The 23,161-nt window shown below is 68.1% G+C and carries 21 protein-coding genes; 11 read left to right on the forward strand and 10 right to left on the reverse strand.

The window, feature by feature from the left end:
• Window positions 1-48 precede the first annotated feature (48 nt).
• The 7 genes from ACZ5PO_RS26630 (at window position 49) to ACZ5PO_RS26660 (ending at window position 6,637) form a co-directional block, all read left to right on the forward strand.
• Window positions 49-1,296: an ABC transporter substrate-binding protein gene (locus ACZ5PO_RS26630; protein WP_464185086.1), complete on the forward strand. Its 1,248-nt coding sequence runs from the start codon at window positions 49-51 to the stop codon at window positions 1,294-1,296.
• Window positions 1,297-1,385: 89 nt separating this feature from the next.
• Window positions 1,386-1,757 (forward strand): EthD domain-containing protein, encoded by a 372-nt coding sequence (locus tag ACZ5PO_RS26635; protein WP_464185088.1) that lies wholly within the window; start codon window positions 1,386-1,388, stop codon window positions 1,755-1,757.
• Window positions 1,758-1,769: 12 nt separating this feature from the next.
• On the forward strand, window positions 1,770-2,681 hold the full coding sequence (locus ACZ5PO_RS26640; protein ID WP_464185089.1) for a DMT family transporter: 912 nt from the start codon (window positions 1,770-1,772) through the stop codon (window positions 2,679-2,681).
• Between the two features lie 242 nt (window positions 2,682-2,923).
• The gene (locus ACZ5PO_RS26645; RefSeq protein ID WP_464185090.1) at window positions 2,924-3,277 is read left to right on the forward strand and encodes a hypothetical protein; all 354 of its coding nucleotides are present in this window, start codon (window positions 2,924-2,926) and stop codon (window positions 3,275-3,277) included.
• Between the two features lie 244 nt (window positions 3,278-3,521).
• Complete coding sequence (locus tag ACZ5PO_RS26650) at window positions 3,522-4,382, forward strand: methyltransferase, TIGR04325 family (RefSeq protein ID WP_464185091.1); 861 nt, start codon at window positions 3,522-3,524, stop codon at window positions 4,380-4,382.
• A 152-nt stretch (window positions 4,383-4,534) separates the two neighbouring features.
• Window positions 4,535-6,256, forward strand: a complete 1,722-nt coding sequence (gene poxB / locus ACZ5PO_RS26655) for a ubiquinone-dependent pyruvate dehydrogenase (protein ID WP_464185093.1) — start codon at window positions 4,535-4,537, stop codon at window positions 6,254-6,256.
• Window positions 6,257-6,292: 36 nt separating this feature from the next.
• Window positions 6,293-6,637: a cupin domain-containing protein gene (locus ACZ5PO_RS26660; RefSeq protein WP_464185094.1), complete on the forward strand. Its 345-nt coding sequence runs from the start codon at window positions 6,293-6,295 to the stop codon at window positions 6,635-6,637.
• A 36-nt stretch (window positions 6,638-6,673) separates the two neighbouring features.
• Here the strand turns inward: ACZ5PO_RS26660 and ACZ5PO_RS26665 are convergent, their stop codons facing one another.
• A complete protein-coding gene (locus ACZ5PO_RS26665) occupies window positions 6,674-7,456 on the reverse strand; it encodes an enoyl-CoA hydratase/isomerase family protein (protein ID WP_464185095.1) in 783 nt (260 codons plus the stop codon).
• A complete protein-coding gene (locus ACZ5PO_RS26670) occupies window positions 7,453-8,256 on the reverse strand; it encodes an enoyl-CoA hydratase-related protein (protein WP_464185096.1) in 804 nt (267 codons plus the stop codon). Before ACZ5PO_RS26670 ends, ACZ5PO_RS26665 begins: the two co-directional genes overlap by 4 nt.
• Window positions 8,257-8,461: 205 nt before the next feature.
• On the opposite strand from ACZ5PO_RS26670, the gene ACZ5PO_RS26675 reads away from it, so the two are divergent.
• Both ACZ5PO_RS26675 and ACZ5PO_RS26680 read left to right on the forward strand, forming a co-directional pair.
• Complete coding sequence (locus ACZ5PO_RS26675; protein ID WP_464185098.1) at window positions 8,462-9,412, forward strand: cation diffusion facilitator family transporter; 951 nt, start codon at window positions 8,462-8,464, stop codon at window positions 9,410-9,412.
• A 99-nt stretch (window positions 9,413-9,511) separates the two neighbouring features.
• Complete coding sequence (locus ACZ5PO_RS26680) at window positions 9,512-10,246, forward strand: DUF3750 domain-containing protein (RefSeq protein WP_464185100.1); 735 nt, start codon at window positions 9,512-9,514, stop codon at window positions 10,244-10,246.
• A gap of 22 nt (window positions 10,247-10,268) precedes the next feature.
• Here ACZ5PO_RS26680 and ACZ5PO_RS26685 read toward each other — a convergent pair whose 3' ends face one another.
• The 8 genes from ACZ5PO_RS26685 to ACZ5PO_RS26720 all read right to left on the reverse strand — a co-directional run bounded on the left by ACZ5PO_RS26685 (window position 10,269) and on the right by ACZ5PO_RS26720 (window position 20,232).
• Window positions 10,269-12,011 carry an ABC transporter ATP-binding protein/permease gene (locus ACZ5PO_RS26685; RefSeq protein ID WP_464185102.1) on the reverse strand — a complete coding sequence of 581 codons (1,743 nt, stop codon included), beginning with the start codon at window positions 12,009-12,011 and terminating at the stop codon, window positions 10,269-10,271.
• Window positions 12,008-12,883 carry a ChaN family lipoprotein gene (locus ACZ5PO_RS26690; protein ID WP_464185104.1) on the reverse strand — a complete coding sequence of 292 codons (876 nt, stop codon included), beginning with the start codon at window positions 12,881-12,883 and terminating at the stop codon, window positions 12,008-12,010. The genes ACZ5PO_RS26685 and ACZ5PO_RS26690 overlap by 4 nt, the downstream gene beginning before the upstream one ends.
• Before the next feature lie 11 nt (window positions 12,884-12,894).
• Window positions 12,895-13,749: a ChuX/HutX family heme-like substrate-binding protein gene (locus tag ACZ5PO_RS26695; RefSeq protein ID WP_464185105.1), complete on the reverse strand. Its 855-nt coding sequence runs from the start codon at window positions 13,747-13,749 to the stop codon at window positions 12,895-12,897.
• A 33-nt stretch (window positions 13,750-13,782) separates the two neighbouring features.
• The gene (locus ACZ5PO_RS26700) at window positions 13,783-16,074 is read right to left on the reverse strand and encodes a TonB-dependent receptor domain-containing protein (protein ID WP_464185106.1); all 2,292 of its coding nucleotides are present in this window, start codon (window positions 16,072-16,074) and stop codon (window positions 13,783-13,785) included.
• A gap of 304 nt (window positions 16,075-16,378) precedes the next feature.
• The gene (locus ACZ5PO_RS26705; RefSeq protein WP_464185107.1) at window positions 16,379-17,269 is read right to left on the reverse strand and encodes a dihydrodipicolinate synthase family protein; all 891 of its coding nucleotides are present in this window, start codon (window positions 17,267-17,269) and stop codon (window positions 16,379-16,381) included.
• A 2-nt stretch (window positions 17,270-17,271) separates the two neighbouring features.
• A complete protein-coding gene (locus ACZ5PO_RS26710) occupies window positions 17,272-17,538 on the reverse strand; it encodes a hypothetical protein (protein ID WP_464185108.1) in 267 nt (88 codons plus the stop codon).
• Between the two features lie 253 nt (window positions 17,539-17,791).
• Window positions 17,792-19,225, reverse strand: a complete 1,434-nt coding sequence (locus tag ACZ5PO_RS26715; protein ID WP_464185110.1) for an NAD-dependent succinate-semialdehyde dehydrogenase — start codon at window positions 19,223-19,225, stop codon at window positions 17,792-17,794.
• 206 nt (window positions 19,226-19,431) lie between these two features.
• Window positions 19,432-20,232, reverse strand: a complete 801-nt coding sequence (locus ACZ5PO_RS26720; RefSeq protein ID WP_464185111.1) for a crotonase/enoyl-CoA hydratase family protein — start codon at window positions 20,230-20,232, stop codon at window positions 19,432-19,434.
• A gap of 404 nt (window positions 20,233-20,636) precedes the next feature.
• Between ACZ5PO_RS26720 and ACZ5PO_RS26725 the strand changes: the two genes are divergently transcribed.
• Window positions 20,637-22,175, forward strand: coding sequence for an ABC transporter substrate-binding protein (locus tag ACZ5PO_RS26725; RefSeq protein WP_464185112.1), 1,539 nt, complete (start codon window positions 20,637-20,639; stop codon window positions 22,173-22,175).
• An 11-nt stretch (window positions 22,176-22,186) separates the two neighbouring features.
• Window positions 22,187-23,143 carry an ABC transporter permease gene (locus ACZ5PO_RS26730; protein ID WP_464185113.1) on the forward strand — a complete coding sequence of 319 codons (957 nt, stop codon included), beginning with the start codon at window positions 22,187-22,189 and terminating at the stop codon, window positions 23,141-23,143.
• Window positions 23,144-23,161: the final 18 nt, after the last annotated feature.

The following is a 23,161-nucleotide window of genomic DNA, read 5'->3' on the forward strand; positions in this document are numbered from 1 at the left end:
TGCGAAGTGCGCCGGGTCGAAGCCGTTCCGTCCAATCGGGAGGAAAACATGGCGAGTTCGGCCACCGAATCGCACGTTCCGGCGCTCGCGCCGCGCTGGTGCATGGCCATCTGCACGTCGGCTTTAATGATCGGGCTGTCGTGGGCCGGGCCGGCCCGGGCCGCCGGCACCTACGACCCCGGGGCCAGCGATACGGAGATCAAGCTCGGCCAGACCGTGCCCTACAGCGGTCCCGCCTCCTATGCCGGCGTCGTCGGCCGGGTCCATGCCGCTTACTTCGAGCGGCTCAACAAGCAGGGCGGCCTCAACGGCCGCAGGATCACCCTGATCTCGCTCGACGACGGCTACAGCCCGCCCAAGACGGTCGAGGCGACGCGGCGCCTGGTGGAAAGCGAGCAGGTGCTGGCGACGTTCTCCTCGGTCGGGACGGCGCCGCAGGGGGCCGTGCAGAAGTACATGAACGCCCGCGGGGTGCCGCAGCTGCTCGTCGGCAGCGGCGCCAGCCGGTTCAACAACCCGCAGGAGTTCCCGTGGACGACGCCGGGCTCGGCACTCTACGCCACCGAGGCGCGGGTGCTGGCCCGCCACCTGATCGCCAGCAAGCCGGCGGCCAAGATCGCCATCCTGCATCAGGTCGACGAGCTCGGGCGCGATTATGTGACCGCGTTCAAGGCCGAGCTCGGCCCCAAGCACAAGGGCATGATCGTCGCCGAGGCGACGTATGAGGTTGCCGATCCGACGTCGGATTCGCAGGTGGTGAAGCTCGCCGCCTCGGGCGCCGATGTCTTCCTCAACCTCACCGTGGGCAAGTTCGTCTCGCAGAGCGTGCGCAAGGCGCGCGAGATCGGCTGGGCCGCGGACCAATATCTGCTCAGCGGCTCGGCCACCATTTCGCTGCTGCGTCCGGCCGGCCAGGAGAGCGCCAACGGCGTGCTGGCGCTACGCTCGGTCCGCAGCATCAGCAGCCCCAAATGGGCCGATGACCCGGAGGTCAAGGACTACCTGAGCCTGCTGCGCGAGTACCTGCCCAATGTCGACTCGACCGACAACGTCGGCTTCGCCGGCTATTCCACGGCCAAGCTGATGGTGCAGATCCTGGACAAGTGCAAGGACGACCTCACCCGCGCCAACCTGCTCAAGCAGGCCACCGACCTGCGCGGCATGACGGCGCCGATCAACCTGCCGGGGGTGACCTACACGACGACGCCGGAGGATTATGCGCCCCTCAAGTCCTTCGCCCTCTCACGCTACGAGAACGACGACTGGATCATGGGTCACCAGATCGCGCTGGACTGACTGAGCCGTTCGCCGTGTGCTAAGCGGGCCCCCGATCAGGCGGCGCGCCGCCGCCTGAAGTGGCGTCGTGCTCCTGATGGGAGAGGTGCGTGATCAAGCTGACGTTCTGTCTCGTGCGCCTGCCGCATCTGAGCCGCGAGGAATTCCAGCGCTACTGGCGTGAGCATCATGCGCCGCTAGTTCGCGCGCGCGCCGAGATCCTGCGCATCCGGCCCTATGTGCAGAGCCACACCGTCGCCGAGTCGGAGGCGCCTTGGCTGCGCACCTCCCGCGGCGCACCGGAGGAGTTCGACGGCGTCGCCGAGCTCTGGTGGGACTCGATGGCGGATTTCACCCATCGCAGCCCGGAGTCGGTCAAGGCCGGAGCCGAGCTGCTCGCCGACGAAAAGACCTTCATCGACCTCGCCAGGTCGCCGATCTTCCTGAGTCGAGGCATCGAGGTGGTGGGCGGCTCGGCTTAGCGGGGCGCGGACATGAACGAGGCACCCCGGCTGAGAGCCGGCTTCGTCGCCGCGTCTCGCCGCAGCAGGTGGATCGGCATCGCCTGCCTGGCGGTTACGGCCGTCGGCTGGGGCATGAACTGGCCGATGCTGAAGCTGGTGCTGCGCGAATGGCCGCCGCTGTTCTCCCGCGGCCTCGCTGGCTTGACGGCAGCCCTGCTGCTCGCTTCGGTCGCGCACCTGCGCGGCGAGCGGCTCCGCGTGCCGCGAGCGGCGACCGTGCCACTGCTGATCGGCGCGTTCACCAACGTGTTCGCGTGGATGGGCTTCCCGTCGGTTGCGATGCAATGGCTCAGCGTCAGCGAGGGGGCGCTGCTCTGCTATACGATGCCGATCTGGGTGACACTGCTGTCCTGGCCGGTGCTGGGGACACGTCCGACGCTGCGCGGCATCACGGCGCTCGCCTTGGGGCTTGCCGGCCTCATGGTGCTGCTCGGCGGCGACGACCTCGGCGTCGGCAGCGCCAAGCTTCTCGGCGTAGTCCTGGCGCTCGCCGCTGCCGTCCTGTTTGCGCTGGGCGCTGTCCTCAATCGCAAGCCGCCGGCCATCGGCCCGACCGCGCTGGTTGCCTGGCAGGTGGGGCTGGGCTGCCTGCCCATGCTGATCATCGGCCTGGTCTTCGAGCACGAGCGCATCGGCGCCATGACCGCGACCGGGTGGCTCGCGCAGATCTACATGACCTTCGTGGCCATGGGCGTCTGCTATCTCGCGTGGTTCGCGACGCTGCGGCATCTGCCCGCTGCGACGGCTGCTATCGGCATGCTGGTGGTGCCGCTGATCGGCGTGCTCAGCGCGGCCCTCATGATCGGCGAGCCGGTCGGCCTCAGGGGCGCGGTGGCGCTGGCGCTTACGCTCTCGGGTGTCGCTTTGGCGTTACGCAGCTAGCCCTCCTGTCGCCGCAGCGCGGCAAGCCGCGCGAGCGCGCCGCTCTCCTGGACGAGCTTCTGGCCGGACGTCGGCTCTACGTCGTTTGGGGGAGCAGCGCGTGCCGTCCGCGCCGCTGCGGCCCCCGATTGGACGAATTGCTCGGTCGGACGCATGCGGTAGCTTCTCGTCAGGCTCCCGCGTCTTAGCCAGTGGGAACGGCCAGGATCCGCTACCCGCTCGCAGCAGAAGCCCTCGCAATCGTGCTCGCCTTTCGCAGCTTTATCGTCGCGTTGTCGTTGGCTCTGGCGCTGGCCGCGCCATCGACGTTGCCGACGTTTCCCACAGGGGGCCATTCGGTCGTGGAGCAAGCCGACCTTTCAGGTGAGGTCGGCTATGATCACGGGCAGGACCGCGACCGCGATCACGCCGGCGACGCTGCCATGAGCGACCATGACGACCCGAGCGACCATGTGCACGTCGCCTTTGGGCTTCCTTCGCAAACCATCGATCTCTCGCAGCCGCTGTCCAGCCGCGTGAGCTGGCCCGAAGGCCGGGTCGCGCCAACGGCCGCCGCCCACGGTCTCGATCGTCCTCCGAAGCTGCTTTTCGTCTGAGCCATGGCCCTGGATCTCGGCCCGTAGACGCCTGGATCGCGCCGGAGAATGCAGTCCATTTGCCGGCTGTCTCGCCCGTGGACGTGCGGACCTATTCCCACCTCGCCTTCGCCTTGGCCGAACTTCGCTAGTGCCGTGCTCGGGCGCACATCATCGCGTCGCGCGAACGATGCGTATCACCATCCGGCCCGTCTCATCCAGGCTGACCTGTTCGGCCGCATCGCACGAATATGAGATTAATCTGATGAGCAAGCTGATCAAGACGCTCCTATGCTACAGTCCTGTCGGCGCATGGCTTCGGCATGTGCCTTTGATTCCAGAACTGTACGCCAAGAGGGTCTGGTCTCGACGCATGAACCTGTTGTACGGCGTATTCGGCAGCCGCGGCGAGGCGGAGGCCTTCGTCGCCGGCTTCGGCAAGGTCGGCTGGGACGACGCGGCTTTGGCGAAGGTTCTGGTCGAGAGGAACAAGCCTGCCGCTTCCGAGCCGCCGCCCAAGGTTCTCCAGACCTCGCAGTTCGCCGTCATGCTCTGGTTGACCAAGCTCTTGCGCCCGCGCAGCGCGGTCACCGATCTCGGCGGCGCAGGGGGCGGGTTTTACGAGCTGTGCACGCGGTATGGCTTGCTCGACCGCCTGGCGCGCTGGCACGTCGTCGACATGCCGGAGGTGGTGAAGCGCGGTGACGAGCGCCATAAGGCCTTGAAGTCGTCCAAGATCAGCTTCGGGACGGACCTCGAGGCGGCGCCGCCCGCCGATATCCTGCTCGCCCTCGGCTGCCTGCAGTACATGCCGGATCCGCTCGGCGAACGAGGCCCCGGCATTGTGGAAGCCGTCGGTGGATCATATGACGCCATCCTGATCAACAAGGTCCCGCTGATCGATGGTGACGATGTGTGGACCGCGCAGAATTACGTGTCGTCGGCTTCGCCGTACCGGCTCTTCAATCGACAAAAGTTCCTCGATTACTTCGAGCGTCATGGCTATCGGGAGCTGGACCGATGGGTGGTTCCGGAACTGACCATCGACATCCCCTTCCACCCCGAGCGGGCCATGACGGAGCTCGAGGGCTTCTGTTTCGTGCGCGACAAGCACGACCGCAGATAGGAACCCGATCGACTGTCGTCTCTCTCGCCCTCCGTGCAGCTCGATCGACTGTGACGGCTCCCCGCGAAAAGCGGGCTCCACGATCATGTCTTCACCCTTGACCGGGAACATAGGAGACTGGCCGGCGGCAATCGCCTCGAAGGAGCTTCGCCATGGCAGTCCGTGTCGCCGATGTGATCGCTCGTACGTTCGCCGACGCGGGCGTCGAGCGGGTCTGGGGTGTGGTGGGGGATTCCCTCAACGGCATCACCGACGCGCTGCGGACCACCCCGGTGCGCTGGATGCATGTGCGCCACGAGGAGGTGGCGGCGTTCGCCGCCGGAGCCGAGGCGCAGCTCACCGGCAAGCTGGCGGTCTGCGCCGGCAGCTGCGGGCCCGGCAACCTGCACCTGATCAACGGGCTCTACGATTGCCATCGCACGCGCACCCCGGTCCTGGCGATCGCCGCCCACATTCCGAGCCCCGAGATCGGAGGGTCCTATTTTCAGGAGACCCATCCCACCGAGCTCTTCCGCGAGTGCAGCCACTACTGCGAGCTGGTCTCGAGCCCCACGCAGATCCCGCGGGTGCTCGACATCGCCCTGCGGACGGCGATCCAGAAGCAGGGCGTGGCCGTCGTCGTGCTGCCCGGCGACGTGGCGCTCCAGCCGGCCGATGCGGGCCATCAACGGCCGTGGGCGCCGATCGCGCCGCCGGTCGTCGTTCCCGCGGCCGGCGAGCTCGACCGTCTCGTCGCGCTCGTCGGCGCGGCCGAGCGCATCACGCTCCTGTGCGGGGCGGGTTGTGCCGGCGCCCGCGACGAGGTGCTGGCGCTGGCCGGCGCGCTGAAGGCGCCGATCGTGCACACGCTGCGCGGCAAGGACATCCTGGAGCACGACAACTCGTTCGACGTCGGCATGACCGGCTTCATCGGCTTCGCATCCGGCTACCACGCCATGCTGGATGCGGACCTGCTGATCATGCTCGGCACCGATTTCCCGTATCGGCAGTTCTATCCGACCGGGGCCAAGGTGGCGCAGATCGATATCCGCCCCGAGAACCTCGGACGCCGCGCCCGGCTCGACGTCGGGCTGGTCGGCGATGTCAAGGCGACGCTGGCGGCGCTGCTGCCCAAGCTCGGCCCGCGTGCCGACCGCCGCTTCCTGGACAAGGCGCAGGCGCATTATCGCGCCGCCCGCAAGGGCCTCGACGATCTCGCCACGGGCACGCCCGGCCGCACCCCGATCCACCCGCAGTATCTGGCCAAGGTGGTCGACGAGGTCGCGGCGTCCGACGCGGTGTTCACCGTCGATGTCGGCGAGACCACCGTCTGGGCGGCGCGCTACATCGGCATGGCAGGCGGCCGCAAGCTGATCGGCTCGCTGCTGCACGGCTCGATGGCCAACGCCATGCCGCAGGCGCTCGGCGCCCAGGCGGCCTTTCCCGGGCGGCAGATCGTGTCGCTCTGCGGCGATGGCGGCTTCACCATGCTGATGGGCGACGTCATTTCGCTTCGCCAGCTCGATCTGCCGGTGAAGATCGTCATCTTCAACAACGGCCTGCTCGGCTTCGTCGACATGGAGATGAAGGCCGCGGGCTTCCTCAACGTCGGCACCGACCTCCAGAATCCGGATTTCGCCGCCATGGCGCGGGCCATCGGCATCACCGGCATCCGCGTCGAGGATCCAGCCGACCTCAAGCCGGCCCTCGCGGAGGCGTTCGCCGCGCCGGGGCCGGCGTTGGTCGACGTGGTCACCGACAAGATGGAGCTGGTCATGCCTCCGGCGATCAAGGCGGAGCAGGCCAAGGGCTTCAGCCTCTACGCCGCGCGGGCGCTGCTCAACGGGCGGGGCGACGAGCTGGTGGAGCTGGCCCGCAGCGCCCTGTTCCGCTGAGTCTCGTCACGCCGAGGCCGAACCAAAGGAGCTTCCATGGCATTCGTCTGCGACCTGCCTGCCGTTCCGACCGTCCAGCAGGACGACAGCGTCACGCGCATCACCCGATGGGACTTCGAGCCCGGCGCCGTCACCGGCTGGCACGAGCATGGCTGGCCCTACTTCGTCGTGATGCTCGTTGCCGGCACGCTGCGCATGCACGACGGCAGCAAGGTCACGGAGGTTCCGCTGGCCGCCGGTCAGGCCTACGCGCGGCCAGCCGGCGTCCGCCATGACGTGATGAACGGCTCGCCGCACCCGATCGCCTTCATCGAGATCGAGGTGAAGCGGCCGGACGGGCTGGTGATGTTGCCGCAGGCGGCCACGGTGCCGTCCGCATAGGCAGGGCGCGCTCCGCGGCGGGCGGCCCGCGTCCAGTCAGCGGCCCTTGAACACAGCAGGCCGCTTTTCCACGAAGGCGCGGAACGCCTCCTTGGTGTCGTCGCTCTGGAACAGGCGGCCGTGCTTCTCCGTCTCCATGGCGATGTAGTCGCGGAAACCCATGGCCTCGGCGGCCAGGAAGTTCGCCTTCATCGCACGAATGGCCAGCGGTGCGGCCCGTCCGAGCCGCTCGGCCAGCGCCGTGACGTCGGCGTCGAACCTGTCGGCCGGCGACACCCGCGCCACGAGGCCAATGCGCAGCGCCTCGGCTGCATCGAACTTGCCGGGCAGGAAGTAGAGCTCGCGTGCCTTGGCCGCGCCGACGATGCGCTGCAGCGTCCACGGGCCGCCCATGTCGCCGGCGACGCCCACATCGAGGAAGGCGCTGTTGAAGCGCGCCGTCTCCGAGGCGATACGCAGGTCGCAGGCACAAGCCCAGCCGAGCCCGGCGCCGGCGCACGCGCCGCTCACGGCGGCGATGGTCACTGCCGGCATCTCGTGCAGCAGCACCGGGATCTCGAATTCTCTTGGGTTGCTGCGCCCGGAGCCGGCTGCCCCCGACGCGTAGTGCTTGATGTCGGCGCCCGGACAGAAGTCGGCGCCGGCGCCGCGCAGCACCACGACGCGTACGGCCTCGTCGTCGGCGAGTTCGCGCAGCGCGCCGTAGAGGTCGGTCATCATGGCCGCGGTGATGCCGTTGCGATGCTCCGGCCGGTTGAGGCGGACGGTCGCGACGGCATCCTTGCGCTCGACGATGACGGTCTGGCGGTCCACAGTCATTCGTCTTCTCCCGTCCAGGTGGCGAAGCGCGGCGCCCGTCGCTCGACGAACGACCGGGCGCCCTCGGCCGCGTCGGGGCTGCGCAGGGCCGCGATCATGTGATGGTGGGTCTCGGCCACGGATTCGGCGAAGGGGCGGCCGACATCGCGGTGCACCTGCGCCTTCATCACCGCGAGCGCCCGCGGCGACACGGTGGCGGCCAGCTCAGAGACGTAGGCTTCGACGGCATCCAGCAGCCGGTCCGCGGGGACCACCCGATCGGCGAAACCGAGACGATAGGCTTCGGCCGCATCGATCCGCCGCGAGCTCCACAGCAGGTCGAGGGCGCGGCTGAGCCCGACGATGCGCGGCAGCAGCCACGAGGTGCCGTGCTCGGCGATCAGGCCGCGCCGCGAGAACACGGTCGTCAGCGTGGCGTCCTCGGCCATGAAGCGGAGATCGCACATCATCGCCAGCACGAAGCCGCCGCCGGCGCCGACACCGTTGATGGCGGCGATCACGGGCTTGGAGATGTCGAGCAGGAAGCTGAACAGGGCAGGGCGCGGCGTGCCTTCCTCCAGCGTCGGCACCCCGTCCTCGCCCGCCTGCGCCGCGAGCACGCCGATGTCGAGGCCGGCGCAGAAGCCGCGGCCCGCGCCGGTGACGCAGATGGCGATGACGTCGGCGTCGCGCTCGGCCGCGCGGGCAAACACCTCTACATCGGCGATCATATCGTGCGTCAGGGCGTTGAGGGCGTCCGGCCGTTCCAGCCGAATGAGGCCCAGCGGTCCCCGCCGCTCGTAGCTGACCAATCCGGTCACAGTCTCCTCCCCATTTGCCGCGCCGCTTCGCCGAACGCGGTTTGCGCCACGGTAGCATGTGCCGCGGCGCGCCTGTCAAAGCGCGGGCGTCACGGATGATCGCGCCGGCCGGCGGTGCCCCCGACGCTGCTGGTGCTCATTCGCAACGGCGTGGCACCGGCGAGACGATCCGGTACGATAGCCTCCGTTGCAGGCGAGGTGGGACATGGCCGCGCATACGGGATCGCGGCGGGCGATCTACGCCGCGCTGTTCGGCAATCTGGCCGTGGCGGTCGTCAAATTCATTGCGGCCGGCTTCACCGGCAGCTCGGCCATGCTGAGCGAGGGCGTGCATTCGCTGGTCGACACCGGCAACGAGCTGCTGCTGCTGCACGGGCTGCGGCGCGCAACGCGCCCGCCGGACAACGTGCATCCGCTGGGCTATGGGCGCGAGCTCTACTTCTGGAGCTTCATCGTCGCCTTGCTGGTGTTTGCGGTAGGCGCGGGCGTCGCCTTCTACGAGGGCGTGGCGCACATCATGCGGCCCGAGCCGGTGCAGAACATCGCGGTGACCTATGTCGTGCTCGGCCTGTCCTTCGTCTTCGAGGCCATGACCTGGCGGGTGGCGCTGCGCCAGTTCCAGGCCGAGAAGGGTCGATTCAGCTATTTCGATGCCTTTCGCCGCAGCAAGGATCCGACGACGTTCACCGTGCTGTTCGAGGACAGCGCCGCGCTGCTCGGGCTGGCCGTCGCCTGCGTCGGCATTTCCGCCGCCCATCTCCTCGGCATCCCCGAGCTCGACGGGGTGGCGTCCCTCGGCATCGCCGCCATCCTGGCCACGACGGCGGTCATGCTGGCGCGCGAGAGCAAGGCCCTGCTGATCGGCGAGCCGGCCTTCCCCGACGTCCAGGCGGCCATCCTCGCCATCGCCGGCAGCGATCCGGCGGTGCAGCACGCCAACGGCGTGGTGACCGTGCATCTGTCACCCGACCAGATCCTCTGCGCGCTCAGCGTGGAATTCGAGGATCGGCTGACGGCACCGGAGATCGAGGCCTGCGTCGAGCGCATCGAGAGCCGCTTGCGGCGCGAGCAGCCCGACATCATCGCGCTGTTCGTCAAGCCGCAGACCAGCGGCCGCTGGGCGGCGCTGCGGAAGGCGGCGAAGGCCGCCGGCTGACGGCGCCGGGCCGCTCGTCGCTCCATCGCGCGGCTCGGCTGCTCGCAACGCGGCCGCGCGCAACCTACATCTCGGCGGCCTCGTGCCCCGGATGGACCGTTGATCAAGCTCGCTCTCGCTGCGTTCCTCGCCCTCTACATCGTGCCGGTGGCTGTCTCGGCCGCCATCTATCTTCGCACCAACAAGATCGCCGATTGGCGCACCGCCGACCGCTCCAGCACGGGGTTGTTGGCGCCGGCGTCGCTGCACCCCGCCGCCGCCGTCCGCATCTTCTCGGCGCGTACGGTGAGCTGGCGCGGCATCCTCGCCACCCACAGCTGGATCGTGGTGAAGGAGCAGGGCGCCCCGGCTTACCAGCGCTTCGATTACACGGCCTGGGGCACGCCGATCTGGGTCGATCGCTTCGCTCCGGACGGCCGCTGGTTCGGCAACGAACCGGAGCTGGTGTTCGCGGCGGACGGCGAGGCTGCCCAACGCATGATCGCCACGATCCGCTCCGTCATCGCCGGCTACCCCTATCGCAACCCGGGCGACTACCGGGTGTGGCCCGGGCCCAACTCCAACACCTTCGTCGCCGCGGTGATGAGCGCGGTGCCGGAGATGCAGGCGAGCCTGCCGCCGACGGCCATCGGCAAGGATTTCCCCTACGACGGCCGGCATATCGGGCTGACGCCGTCCGGCACCGGCGTGCGCGTCAGCCTGGGCGGCTATCTCGGGCTGACGCTCGGTTGGGTCGAGGGGCTGGAGCTGAACCTGCTCGGCGCCGTGGCCGGCGTCGACGTGCGGCGGCCGGCGATCAAGCTGCCGAGCATCGGCCGGCTCGGCTTCAGCTGAGGGCAGGGCGCTCTTCGCCGCGTCAGCCTGCGCGAGCCGCCATCGCCTGCTCACGGCCGGCGGCGGCCGGCATCACGACGAAGTCCACGAACGCGAGCGGCCCGAGGCCGCGGGGCTCCCGGTGCGCCACGACGACGAAGGTCGTGTGCGGCAGCTCGCGGCGCAGCAGCGCCAGCAACTGCTCCTCCGCCGCCTGGTCGAGGGCGCTGGTCGCCTCGTCCATGAACACCCAGTCCGGACGGTTCGCCAGCACACGGGCCAGCGCCACGCGCTGCTGCTCGCCGCCGGACAGGCCGCGCAGCTGCTGCTCCGGATCGTCGCCAGGCGTGGCGATCGGGCTGGCGCGCGGGGCAAGGCCGACGCACGCCAGCAGGCGCTCTGCATCGGCCAGGGTCGCGCCCTCGGCCGGGCGCGGATAGAGCACGGCGGCGCGGAGGTCGGCCAGCGGCATATAGGGCTGCTGGGGCAGGAACATGCGCGAGCCGCCCGGCATCTCGATGGTGCCGCCGCCGGTGCGCCAGAGGCCGGCGACGGCCTTGAGCGTGGTGGATTTGCCTGCCCCGGAGGGGCCACGCAGCCATACCGCCTGGCCCTTGCCGACGACGACGAGCGGGGGCGCCTTCGCCAGCTCGCGCCCTGCCGGGTCGTGCAACGTCAGGCCGGACAGGCGCAATGCGCCGTCGGCGGACGGTCGCCGCTCGATCGTAGGTGTCCGGCCCCTGATCGCCTCGATGCGATCGAGGAAGCCGTCGAGGCGGCGACTGGCGGCCGCCAGCTCGGCCAGGTCGCGGTAGGAAAAGATGAACCACGACAGCGACGTCACCACGTTCTGGAAGGCGGAGCCGAGCTGCATGAGGCCACCGAGCGTGACCTGCCCGGCGAGATAGGCAGGCAGCGCCAGGAAGGTCGGGATCCGCAACACCGTCGCCATGTAGGGGCGGGTGAAGCAGCCGAGCAGCAGCTCCTGGTTGATCAGCCGCCGCCAGTTGGCGACGATGCCGCCGAAGCGGCGGTCGAGGATGCCGCGCTCGACCGCCTCGCCGTCAGCCAGGCCGACGGCTTCGGTGGATTGCCGCAGGCGGGTCAGCGCAAAGCGGAAGTCCGCCTCGCGATGCTGCTGGTCGACGGTGAGGCGCATCAGCCGCGCGCCGAGAAGGTGCGTGACCCCGCTCGACAGGGCGACGTAGATGGGCGCCGCCCAGACCATGTAGCGCGGGATCTCGACCGGCATGCCGAACAGGCTGAAGGCCAGTGGGAACGACGACAGCTGCCAGAGCAGCGCGACGTAGGAGAAGAGCCCCACCAGCGTGGCGATCAGCTCCAAGGCCTCGCCGGTGAGCAGGTTGACGTAGAGCCGGCAATCCTCGGCAATGCGCTGGTCCGGGTTGTCGACGGTGGCGGCATCGTCATAGTTCAGGTGCCAGAACGCCTTGTCGGCAAGCCAGCGGTCGAGCATCACGCTGGTCAGCGCGTGCCGCCAGCGGATCTGCAACAGCTTGCGGATGTAGCTGGCGAGCAGAAACTGCGCCGAGTTGACGCCGACGATGACGGCGAAGATGCCCATCTGGCGCACGGCTTCGCGGGCGTCCAGCTTCTGCAGCGCGTTGTAGAAGTCGGCGTTCCAGGCGATCAGCCGCAGCGTGATCTGGATGCCCAGGATGTTGAGCGCCAGGATCGCGGCGAAATAGACGAGGCCGAGGCGTCCGCCCGGCCCCTTGACGCAGAGCACGAACAGACGCCAGAGGCGCGCGGCGAGCGCCTTCATGGGGCTGCCGCGGCGGGCAGGTCGCGCTTGCGCCGCACCGCCGGCGGCTCGGGGCTGTCGATCCTGAACAGCGCGTCGGCGATGCCGCGGACCTGCTCCGGCTCGACCGTGGCCCGGTCGTTCGGCAGCAGCACGCCAACCTTGGCGATGCCGAGATCGGCGAGCTGGTAGGGCGTGCCGTGGCCGAACTCGAGATGGCCTCGGCCGATGATGCCGACGACCAGCAGCGATGGATCCGTCGCGAGCGCTCGCGCGATGTTGCAGGCAAAGGCCCGGTCCCAGCACTGCTGCGCCCGCCAGAAGCGCGCGAACGCCGGATCGTCCGGCCCTGTGCCGAAGCGCGCCGGCACGGCGCCGCCCAGGCCGAACAGGTAGCGGCGATAGGCGGCTGTCGCCGGGGCGGCCGGGGTCAGGCCGTCGCGGTCCTCCTCCGGGATGGCGTCCCAGCCTTCGACACCGACGCGCGTCACCAGCGGCCGATGGCAATTGAGGGCCAGCATGCGCACGCCCTGCTGCCGGCAGAAGTGGAACAGCGGCAGGTAGATCTCGGGCGGAAAGCCCCAGACCGTGTCCCATTCCGACTGCACGAGGAAGTCGGCCGTATCGAGCTCGCCGGCGACCCATCGGTCCAGCACCGGCTGCAGGCGCCGCGGGAACATCTCGAAGCCGACCGCCATCCGCGGCCGCAGCACGTGCAGGAAGGCCGTTACATGCATCTGCCAGCGATGGATCTCGGCGATGTCGTGGGTCTCCCCCAGCAGCACCACCTGCTGGGCGGCCATGTCGCGCAGGATGTCCGCTTGCGGGCGTAGCGCGCCCGCGGTCGGATCGAGCCAGGTGGCGCGCGGATGCGGGATCGTCGTGGCTGGCATGCCGGCGTCGCTCATGCCGAGAACGCCGCCAGGACGTGGATCGCAGCGTGGATGCGGAGCCCTAATAGTTCGCCGGCTATATTTTGCGCGGCGAGGATGGTCTCGCCTCCCGACTCCTCTTTACGCCAACGGGCGACGGCACCGCCCTTGAGGTGCAGATGGAAGTCCTGCCGCATGACGTTGATGAAGCCCATCGACGGCTTCACCGTCTCGACCGTGCCGCACCACGCCTGGATCAGGCCGGGGCGCACCATCTCGATGGTCACCGGCCCGCCGCTCGCCACGGCCGCCGCGAAGGGGCCGATGCCGGGATCGTCCTCGGCCACTTCGGCTCGCTCGGGTACCGGGCGCGGCTGTTCGGGCAGGGGCTCGCCCAGCGCCAGATCGCCGATGCCGGCATCGAACGGCGCGAGGCCGGCCATGCCGATGACGCTGAAGACGATGGAACCGTCGGCGTCGTGAAAGTCGAGGCGCGGCAGCGCCATGTCGCGCATGCGGCCGCTGCGGTCGACGACCACGGAGGCAATGGCGGCGGCGCCGATGCGGGCGTCGTGGCAGGCGCCCCGGCACGTGACGACGCCGCCGTCGCGCGTCACCTCGTCGACCGGGCCGATGCGCTCGTGGGTGGCGCCGCCATGGCGGACGGTCAGCATGACCGGCCCCATCTTCGGCAGGCGCGCCAGCACCTCCGCAGGTTCGGCCGCCACCGTCGAGCGGAGCGAGGAGGACGTGGTTTCGGTCACGATCTGGGCCCTATGAACTGAATGGAGCGGAGTGGATGGATGGCCGGGTCGAGCCCGGCCAAGGCGTTGGAGGTAAAGGTCTTTCCATTCCAACAGCGTCATGGCCGGGCTTGACCCGGCCATCCATCACAAGAAACAAAGCTTTGTGCATAGCTACTAGAAGTTGGCCACGGCGCTGATCTTGAAAGTGCGGCCGGGCGCGGTCTGCAGCTCCAGCGGATTGCTGATGCGCACCGATTCCGCTGGTGTCCGGTCGTACAGAAGCGCCAGCGGGCCCTTGAAGTAGCGGGCATCGAAGATGTTGAGGACGCCGGCGCGCACGGTGAAGGTGTCGTTGATCTTCCAGTTCACGAACGAGTCGAGCGTCGCGTAGGAGGCCGGCTTGAACAGCGTCGGCGAGCTCACGCGCGTCACGCCTTGGGCCGCCGTTCCCAGCACCTCGACCTCCAGGCCCCACTCCGGCTTCATCCACTTGACGCCGACGACGCCGTTGAGCGGGGCCGCGCCGTCGTAGGGCACGTAGCGCTCGCCCGCTTCATACTGCTGCTTGCCGTACTGGTAGGAGAGCGCCGCGTTCACCGCCCAGTTCTCGTTGATGATGTACTCGCCGAAGGCCTCGATGCCCCAGATCTTCACCGACGTCAGATTGCGATACGTATAGACGTCGGGCTCTATTTCGTAGAAGTTCTGGATGAAATCGGTGTAATCCGCATAGAATGCGCCCACTGAGAACCAGGCGTTGCCGAAGTTGCCGCGCACGCCGCCTTCGTAGGACCGCACCGTCTCGGGCTTCAAGTTCGGGTTGGGGATGATCGTCTGGCCGGGGACCGGCAGCGACGAGTAGAGCTGCTGCGCCGTCGGCATCTTGAAGCCCTCGGCATAGCGGGCATAGAGCGAGTACACGTCGGTCAGCTTATAGATGGCGCCGACCTGCGGGATCACGCGGCTCGATTCCAGCTCCCGCGGCGCCCGCCCCGGCACGACGACGTAGTCGCTGTCGGGCCTGGGATCGATGTTGTAGTTGGCCCAGCGCACGCCCGGCGTGACGATCAGCCGGTCGTTGAACATGCGGATCTCGTCCTGCAGGTAGAGGTCGGCGCGCGTCGTCGTCGAATTGGCGAAGTTGAAGCCGCCGGCCCGCGTGACGGTGGTCGTCTTGCGCGTCAGGTTGTCCACGATGCTTTGCCGGAAGTAGTCGGTATCCGTCGTGTCGCCCTGGAAGCCGTAGGTCAGGTTGTGCCGGGCGCCGGCCAGGTCGAAGTGCGACGACAGCTGCACGTCGGCCTGCAGGAACTCCTCGGTGTAGTCGAGGATGTCGTTGGTGTGGATGTTCTGCCGGCTGGTGTTGGTCTGCCAGCGGTCGCTGTTCAGCGCGCGCCGCTGCGGCGAATAGGCGACCTGCCAGCGCACGTTGTCGAGGAAGCTCGAGCCGACGTTCCAATTGTGGGCGAACGACAGCCGCTTGCGGGTCTGCTCCTGATTGCGCGGATACTCGGCGTTGTAGGAGCCGTTCCTCTGGCGGCCGAAATCATAGAGCTGGACGATGTCGCTGTTGGAGCTGAAGAGCTCGCCGGTGAGCTTCAGCTCGTGGTCGGCGGACGGGGTGTAGACGAGCTTCGTCAGCATGTTCCAGACGTTGCCGTCGAGCGGATTGAGCTTGTCGCAGCGGATCGCATCGGCCACGCGGGGACATCCCCAGATACCGCCGTTGGCGCGCGCCTTGCCGAGATCGCCTTCGTTGAAGCTCTTCTGGTTGACGACGACGATGCCTTGCAGCTCGGGCGTGAACTGCGCCGCCGCCATGGCGGTCTTGCTGAAGGAGTTGTCGAAGGTGTCGAACGAGGTCTCGACGCGCCCGGCGAACGGCTTGCCGGTGCCCAGCAGCAGGTCGCTCGGGTCCAGCGTGCGGTAGGCCACGATGCCGCCGAGCGCGTCGGCGCCCCACAGCACCGAGCCCGGGCCACGCACGATCTCCACCGCCTTGACCCCGGGGAAGTCGGTGAAATTGCGGTTGCCGTCGGTGATGCGCTCCTGGATGCGGGTGCCGTCGACCTGGATCTGCACGCGGTTGCCGCCGACACCGCGGATGGTGAAGCTGCCCAGATTGCCGAACGGGTCGGTGCCCGAGGTCTGGCGGTCGACGGTGATGCCGGGCTGGTAGCGCACCAGCTCCTGGTTGTCGCGAACGATGTGCTCGTCGAGCTGCTTGCGGGTTGTCACGGTGACGGTGCCGGGCACGTCGAGGATCTGCGTCGGCTGCCGGGTGGCGGTGACCGAGATGGTGTCGAGCTCGATCTCGCCCGGCGCGCTCGGCTGGGGCGGCGGCGCGGTCGCCGTGACGGGCGCAGCCGGGCGCCGCGGGTCCGTCTCTTCGGCGCGCGTATCCGCTGCGCCGAACGCCAGTGCCAACACGCCGATGCCTAAGGCCGAGCGCTTCGCGTAATTCACCGCCAGATCCCCTGTATTGTTGCCGTAATTTGACGGACTCATACAAGAGTCGGCGCACAGTCAAGTGTACTGTGAAAATTGTTTTAAATTTAGAATTGATACATTCAAGCGTATGTCGATTTATATTGAAGAGTCAGAGGTGACGGTGGGCGTATCTTCGAATAAAAACTAGAATAATTGTAAATGGTAGATTGACTGCAGGTTGCTGAAGTGGCGAATGGCATCGCCAGGTGGGTAAGCTGCGGGCCACCTCGACTCGACGGCGGGCGCCGCAGCATTTTGCGGCTCCAGTCGTGCGACGCTGTCAGCTGTACTCCACGTCCTCGCGAAGGCGCTCGAGGGCGGCCGCGATCCTTCGCTCGGTGGCGCACGATGCCTCGACCAGCGGCAGGCGCGGCTTGGGGCTGAAGCGCTCCCGGATCAGGAACAGCGCGTACTTCAGCGCGGCGGGATCGGCATCCCCGTCGATGGCCTGGCTGAGAACCGAGAGGCGGCGCTGAATGTCGACCGCCGTCGCGCAATCGCCGAGCAGGCACGCCGAGAACAGGCCGGCGCAGAGATGCGGCGTGACGTTGGCCACCGTCGAGAACAGCCCGGACCCGCCCGCCAGCAGGAAGGGGAGCCCGGCGGCTTCATCGGTCGTGAAGATGCGCAGCCCGTCGCCGAGCAGGTGGAGGGCCGCCAGCGCCCGCGGCAGCCCCGGCGCGCCTTCGATGTAGCCCGTGACGCCGCCGATCCCGTGCAGTTGCTCCGCCGTCTCCGGCGCCAGATCGACCCGCGTGCGCTCCGGGTCGTTGTGAACGATCACGGGGAGATCGACGGCGGCGGCGACCGCCGCGATGTGTTGGAGCAGGCCGCGCTGCGACGGCCGGTTGTAGGGCGGCGTCGTCACCACGAGCGCAGCGGCGCCGGCGGAGCGCGCCAGCCGTGCCTGGGCGATCGCCTTGTCCGTGGCGGGAGACGCGATGCCGGCCAGGACCGGCACGCGCCCTGCGGCGCACTCGGCCGCGACGGCGACGAGACGGGCGTATTCACCCGCCCGCAGCGTCGGATATTCACCGGCCGCCGTGGCGACGGCCACGCCGGTGGTTCCCTGCCTGATCTGCCAGTCCACCAGATCGGCGAAGGCCCGTTCGTCGATGCCGTCATCGGCGAACGGGGTGGCGAGCGCGGCGATGGATCCCGAAAGCGTCATGTTCAGAGGAAGCGGTGCACGGCATAGCCGAGAATGAAAAACCAGACGCTCTCGTCGAAGGAGGTGTAGTGCGGCGCGTCGATGCGTTCACCCAGCCAGGTGCCGATGAACGTGGACAACACCGACGTCCCGAATGCCATGATGGCGAGGGGAGCGGTGAAGCCGAGCCCCAGCGGAACCTGCAGGCTCGCCGCCACCAGGAAGAACGTCAGCTTGAATGCGGCCCGCTTGATGACGTCAAACGAGCGTTCGCCATTGGCCTTCGTCAACGGATCCTCGCACAGCAGCGGCAGGGGCGGCGCGATGGCGCGTGCACCTGCCGCTTCGAGGTATCGACGAAGCCCTAAAGGTTCGAGCGGCGAAGAGCGGCGACGATATGAAGATTCCGTAAACGGTCTGGCACAGAGTCGTCCGCGCGCCGGCGGAAGGTCCGGCGCTCCTACCGTGCCTTCGCCTGCTCCGCGCGGAGCCGCTACCGGCTCGGCGTGGCGGCCGAGCGCGGCATCCCTGTGGTGGTGGTGCTTACAGCCCCGCCTGCGACACGAACTTGGGGTTCAGGTAGGCCTCGATTGCCTCCGAGCCGCCTTCCGAGCCGTAGCCGGAGTCCTTGACGCCGCCGAACGGCACCTCGGGCAGCGCCAGGCCGAGGTGGTTGATCGTCATCATGCCGGTCTCGACGGACGCGGCGATGGCGTTCGCCGTCTTGGCCGAGCGGGTGTAGGCATAGGACGCTAGGCCGTAGGGCAGGCGGTTCGCCTCCGTCACCACCTCGTCGAAGTCGCTGAACGGCAGCACCATGGCGAGCGGGCCGAAGGGCTCCTCGTTCATCATGCGCATGGAGCGGTCGACGCCGGTGACCACGGTCGGCTCGAAGAAATAGCCCTTGTTGCCGATGCGGCTGCCGCCGGTGCGAACCTCGGCGCCGTGCTTGCGGCCGTCGGCCAGCAGGCCTTCCATGGCGGGAATGCGGCGCCCGTTGGCGAGCGGCCCCATGGTGGTGTCGGCCTCCAGGCCGTTGCCCACCTTGACCTTGCGGGCGGCGGCGACGAAGCGGTCGACGAACTGGTCGAACACCTTCTCCTGCACCAGGAAGCGGGTCGGCGACACGCAGACCTGGCCGGCGTTGCGGAACTTCGACCCGGCGAGCTGGGCGGCGGCGAGATCGACGTCGGCGTCGTCGAAGACGATGGCCGGCGCGTGGCCGCCGAGCTCCATGGTGACGCGCTTCATGTGCGCCCCGGCGAGCGCCGCCAACTGCTTGCCCACGGCGGTGGAGCCCGTGAAGGTGACCTTGCGGATGGCCGGGTGGGGGATCAGGTACTCGCTGATCTCGGCCGGGCTGCCGTAGACCAGGGCGACGACGCCGGCGGGCACGCCCGCATCGACGAAGGCGCGGATCAGCTCGGCCGGTGCCGCGGGGGTCTCCTCCGGCGCCTTGACGATGATCGAGCAGCCGGCCGCCAGGGCTGCGGAGAGCTTGCGCACCACCTGGTTGATGGGGAAGTTCCACGGGGTGAAGGCGGCCACCGGGCCGACCGGCTCCTTGACCACGAGCTGGTAGACGCCGGCCGACCGCGCCGGGATGACGCGACCGTAGGCGCGGCGCGCCTCCTCGGCGAACCAGTCGATGACGTCGGCGGCGGCGTTCGTCTCGCCCAGCGCCTCGGCGAGGGGCTTGCCCTGTTCCTGGGTGAGCAGCGGCGCGATCGTGGCCGCGCGCTCGCGCAACAGCTCGGCCGCCTTGCGCATGATCTTGGCGCGCTCGTAGGCCGACGTCCGGCTCCAGGTGGCGAAGCCCCGCACCGTGGCGGCGAGCGCCTGGTCGAGGTCGCCGCGCGAGGCGTGCGCGACGGTGCCGATCTCCTCTTCGGTGGCGGGATTGAGCACCGGGATGCGGCGGCCGCCCTCGGCGTCGCGCCAGGTGCCGTCGATGTAGAGCTGAACGTCAGGATACATGAACGCCTTCCTTTCCTCGTCCCGGGAGCACTCGGCCGTCGGGCCTCACCCGACCGCGAAGCGCTCCAGATTCAAGAGCTTGGAGCAGCCGGGGATGACCATGGGCGGTCCGGGCGGGCTCCAACGTCATATAGATCGGTATATAGCGATCTTGCGCAGATAGGTGGCCGCGTTGGACCCGGCCACCCCCTTCGGCACGACAGCGATCAGGCGCCCTTGAAGACCGGCTTGCGCTTGTCGAGGAACGCCGACACGGCTTCGTGCTGGTCGGCCGTGTGCTGGGCCAGAGCCTGCATGCCCGATGCGATCTCGAGGTGGGTCGGCAGGCTGATCGCGGCCGAATCGCGCACCAGCTTCTTGCACAGGCGGATCGAGTGGGGCGGCTGCGCGGCGATCTGGCGGGCCATCTTCCTCGCCTCGTCCAGCAGGCTCTCCTTGGGCACCACGTAGGAGGCGAGCCCCCAGGCGAGCGCCTGCTCGGCCTTGATGAAGTTGCCCGTGAACGTCATCTCGTAGGCGCGGGACAGCCCGACGACGCGCGGCAGGAACCAGGCGCCGCCGTCGCCGGAGACCAGGCCCACGCGCATGAAACTCTCGGCGAACTGGGCGTCCTCGGCGGCGATGCGGATGTCGCACATCAAGGTGAGGTCGCAGCCGGCGCCGATGGCAAAGCCGTTGACGGCGGCGATCGCCGGCACCTCCAGATTGTACATGGCGAGCGGGATGCGCTGGATGCCGTGCTGGTAGCCGCGGCGGACGTCGGCCGGAATGCCGCCGAACATGCTGCCGCTGCGGTCGCGCATCTCCTTGACGTTGCCGCCGGACGAGAAGCTGTCGCCGGCGCCCGTGACGATCACGCAGCTGACCGACATGTCCTTGTTGATGCGGGCGCAATGGGCCTCGATCGCATCGACGATCGCCGGCGAGAGCGCATTGCGGGTTTCCGGTTCGTTCAAGGTCAGGGTGACGACGCCGCCGTCCTGCTCGTACTTCACGCTGTCAGTCATTCGATCAACCCCGTCTCGCTTCGGTCCACACGATCTATAGAGCATGATCCCCGGGAGGGGATGCCCAATCCGGTCGGACCCGACCGGAGCACTGCGCACGCGCCCCGAGCCTCGCCTCGATCGCGACGGGTTCAGCCGGGGCGGCCGACGAGCGCGCGTTCAACGCGGCCCGAAAACTGTCTGCGGCGGGCGCTGATCGCCTTGCACCAGGGTGTCACCTCCTTTTGTCCTACGTTCCGATATCCTTTGCGGTTTCTGCAAATTGCCTGCGTCGCGGTTGCCGCCATCGATCGTTCGACCCTACCGTCCGCGCCATCCGGACGACCGGCAACGATTGGGGAACGATGATGACTGACGCGGCCGATCGCAATCCACCATCCGCGGCGGACATGGCAGGATCTTCGTTGACCCGTCGCGGTGTGCTCCGTGGCGCGATGGGGCTCGGGGCCGCCGCGACCGGCATGTCGTTCCTCTCGCTGCGTCCGGCCCTTGCGGAAGGAGCCGCGCCGCTGGGAAGCGTGACCTTCCTGTCGGCCGAGAACCTTCTCGGCAAATGGAACCCTTATAATCACACGCTCCTGTCGCAGCTCCGCCTGCAGGCCGCCGCCTATGATCTTCTGGTCCATACGGACGAGGCCGGCAATTTCATCCCCGGCCTGGCGCTCTCCTGGAGTAATCCCCAGCCGACGGTCTGGGAGTTCAAGCTTCGCGACGGTGTGGCCTTCCACGACGGCACCAAATTCACCGCCAAGGACGTCAAGGCGACCATCGAATACGGCTCGACACCGCCTCGGGCCGGTTCGTTCTTCTTCCCGAACCCGTTCACCTGCACGGTCGTCGACGACCTGACGGTGCGGATCGACACCGGGAAGCCCTATGCGGCGATGCTGGCGCTTCTCGCCTGCGGCGGCCCGGTCATTTCACCGGCTCACATCATCGAAGCCGGCAAGCTCGACGAGAAATTCGTCGGCACCGGCCCCTATCAATGGGTCTCCTACGAGAATGAGGAAGCCGGCGTCAAATTGACGGCCTATGACGGCTATTGGGGCGAGAAGGCCAAGATCAAGGACTATGTCTTCCGCTTCGTCGGCGACAGCCAGACGCGCCTCGCCGCGCTCCAGTCCGGCCAGGCACAGATCATCGACCGGGTCGAGCCCGATCAGGTCGCGACGATCGAGGCGGCTGCGAGCCTTTCCGTCCAGCGCGTGAACACGGTCGAATCGAAGTGGCTGACCTTCCGCGTCGCCAATGCGCCGATGGACAATCAGAAGCTCCGTCAGGCGATCGCCCATGCGATCGACGTGCCGTCGATCGTCCGATACATCCTGCTCGACAGCGGCCAGGCCAACACGTCCTTCTTGACCGCCGCGCAGAGCTTTTCGGGGCCGAGCGCAACCTTTCCCAAGTATGATCCGGAAAAGGCGAAGGCGTTGCTCGCCGAGGCTGGCTTCCCGGGCGGCCGGGGCCTGCGGGAGCTGACCTACTACGTCTCCGTCGGCTTCTATCCGAAGACGCGCGAATACGGCCAGTTCATCGTCCAGAACCTCAGCGATATCGGCATCAAGGTCAATCTGCAGACGCTGGAGGTCGCCAAGTACAACCAACTCCTCTTCGACCCGAAGGCGGGCGATCTCTTCGATCACGGCTGGTTCATCGCCTCGCGTGACCCCGAGGTCATGCTTGCCTCGCTCTTCCGCACGGCGCTCGTCACCCAGGTCAAGAGCGAGAAGAACGTCGAGGTTCTCGAGAAGGAGAGCGCCATGCTCGACCCGGCTGAGCGGGCGAAATACTTCCACGACGCCGTCCTGCCGACGCTGGAGACCGAGCTCTACGAGTTCCCGATGTTCGCGAGCCAGCTCGTCACCGGCCAGGTGAAGGCGCTCAAGAATTTCAAGGTGCCGTCCACCGCCTACGCCCATATCAACGAGGCGAGCCTGGCCTGAAGCGTCGGGCCATGGCTTATGTCCTGAAGCGCACGGGTCAGGCTGTTCTGGTCCTTGCCGGCGTCGTCACGCTGATCTTCTTCGTCCTGCGCCTCGTGCCGGGCGATCCGGTCAGCGTCATCGCGCCCACGGCCACGGCGGCGGCCAAGGCCGATATCCGGGCTAAGCTCGGTCTCGACTTGCCTTTGTGGCACCAGTACGCCGCCTTCCTTCACGACATCGTCCGGGGGGATTTCGGCCAGTCCTATTTCTTCCAGGGCAGGGCTATCGATCTCGTTCTCGGCGCCGTGCCCTATACCGCCGCGCTCGCGGCATCGGCGATCGCCATCGCCATCGCCGTCGCCCTTCCGGCCGGGATCGTCTCGGCGATGCGGGCCGATCAGCCGATCGACCGCGCGGTCCTCGGCGTTTGCCTCATCTTCCAGTCCGCCCCGAATTTCTGGCTCGCGCTGCTGATGCTGTCGCTGGTGGCGGTCGGGACAGGCCTCTTCCCGACGGTCGGCTTTGTCGGGCCGATCTCGCTGGTGCTTCCGGCCTTCACGCTGTCGGTCTCGCTCATCGCAATCCTGACGCAGGTGCTGCGCAACTCGCTCGTGGAGATCCTCCGTTCGGACATGGCGACGGCGATGCGCGCGAGAGGCCTCTCGCCACTGCGCACCGTGCTCGTCCACGGCCTGCGCCTCTCGGCCGTGCCACTGATGACCGTCATCGGCGTGCAGCTCGGCTATCTGCTCGGCGGGGCGGTGGTCATCGAGTATATCTTCAATTTTCCCGGGCTTGGCCTTCTGACGCTGAACGCGGTGCTCCGGCGCGACTATCCGCTCCTGCAGCTGATCGTCCTCGTCACGTCACTCGTCTTCCTCGTCATCAATCTCCTCATCGACCTGTCCTACGGCCTCATCGATGGACGTCTCGCGACGACGCGCAGGGCGGGCCTGGCGGCGAGCGGGCGGGAGGAGGCGCTGTGAATAGGCCTCAAGAGGGCG

Source organism: Chelatococcus sp. KU-N122 (genome assembly GCF_055391085.1).

Bases quoted from the DNA above. Each gene is read 5' to 3' on its own strand.
- ACZ5PO_RS26630 (WP_464185086.1), top strand. From the start codon at position 49: ATGGCGAGTTCGGCCACCGAATCGCACGTTCCGGCGCTCGCGCCGCGC.
- ACZ5PO_RS26640 (WP_464185089.1), top strand. From the start codon at position 1,770: ATGAACGAGGCACCCCGGCTGAGAGCCGGCTTCGTCGCCGCGTCTCGC.
- ACZ5PO_RS26650 (WP_464185091.1), top strand. From the start codon at position 3,522: ATGAGCAAGCTGATCAAGACGCTCCTATGCTACAGTCCTGTCGGCGCA.
- poxB (WP_464185093.1), top strand. From the start codon at position 4,535: ATGGCAGTCCGTGTCGCCGATGTGATCGCTCGTACGTTCGCCGACGCG.
- ACZ5PO_RS26660 (WP_464185094.1), top strand. From the start codon at position 6,293: ATGGCATTCGTCTGCGACCTGCCTGCCGTTCCGACCGTCCAGCAGGAC.
- ACZ5PO_RS26665 (WP_464185095.1), bottom strand. From the start codon at position 7,456: ATGACTGTGGACCGCCAGACCGTCATCGTCGAGCGCAAGGATGCCGTC.
- ACZ5PO_RS26675 (WP_464185098.1), top strand. From the start codon at position 8,462: ATGGCCGCGCATACGGGATCGCGGCGGGCGATCTACGCCGCGCTGTTC.
- ACZ5PO_RS26685 (WP_464185102.1), bottom strand. From the start codon at position 12,011: ATGAAGGCGCTCGCCGCGCGCCTCTGGCGTCTGTTCGTGCTCTGCGTC.
- ACZ5PO_RS26690 (WP_464185104.1), bottom strand. From the start codon at position 12,883: ATGCCAGCCACGACGATCCCGCATCCGCGCGCCACCTGGCTCGATCCG.
- ACZ5PO_RS26695 (WP_464185105.1), bottom strand. From the start codon at position 13,749: ATGGCCGGGTCAAGCCCGGCCATGACGCTGTTGGAATGGAAAGACCTT.
- ACZ5PO_RS26705 (WP_464185107.1), bottom strand. From the start codon at position 17,269: ATGACGCTTTCGGGATCCATCGCCGCGCTCGCCACCCCGTTCGCCGAT.
- ACZ5PO_RS26715 (WP_464185110.1), bottom strand. From the start codon at position 19,225: ATGTATCCTGACGTTCAGCTCTACATCGACGGCACCTGGCGCGACGCC.
- ACZ5PO_RS26720 (WP_464185111.1), bottom strand. From the start codon at position 20,232: ATGACTGACAGCGTGAAGTACGAGCAGGACGGCGGCGTCGTCACCCTG.
- ACZ5PO_RS26730 (WP_464185113.1), top strand. From the start codon at position 22,187: ATGGCTTATGTCCTGAAGCGCACGGGTCAGGCTGTTCTGGTCCTTGCC.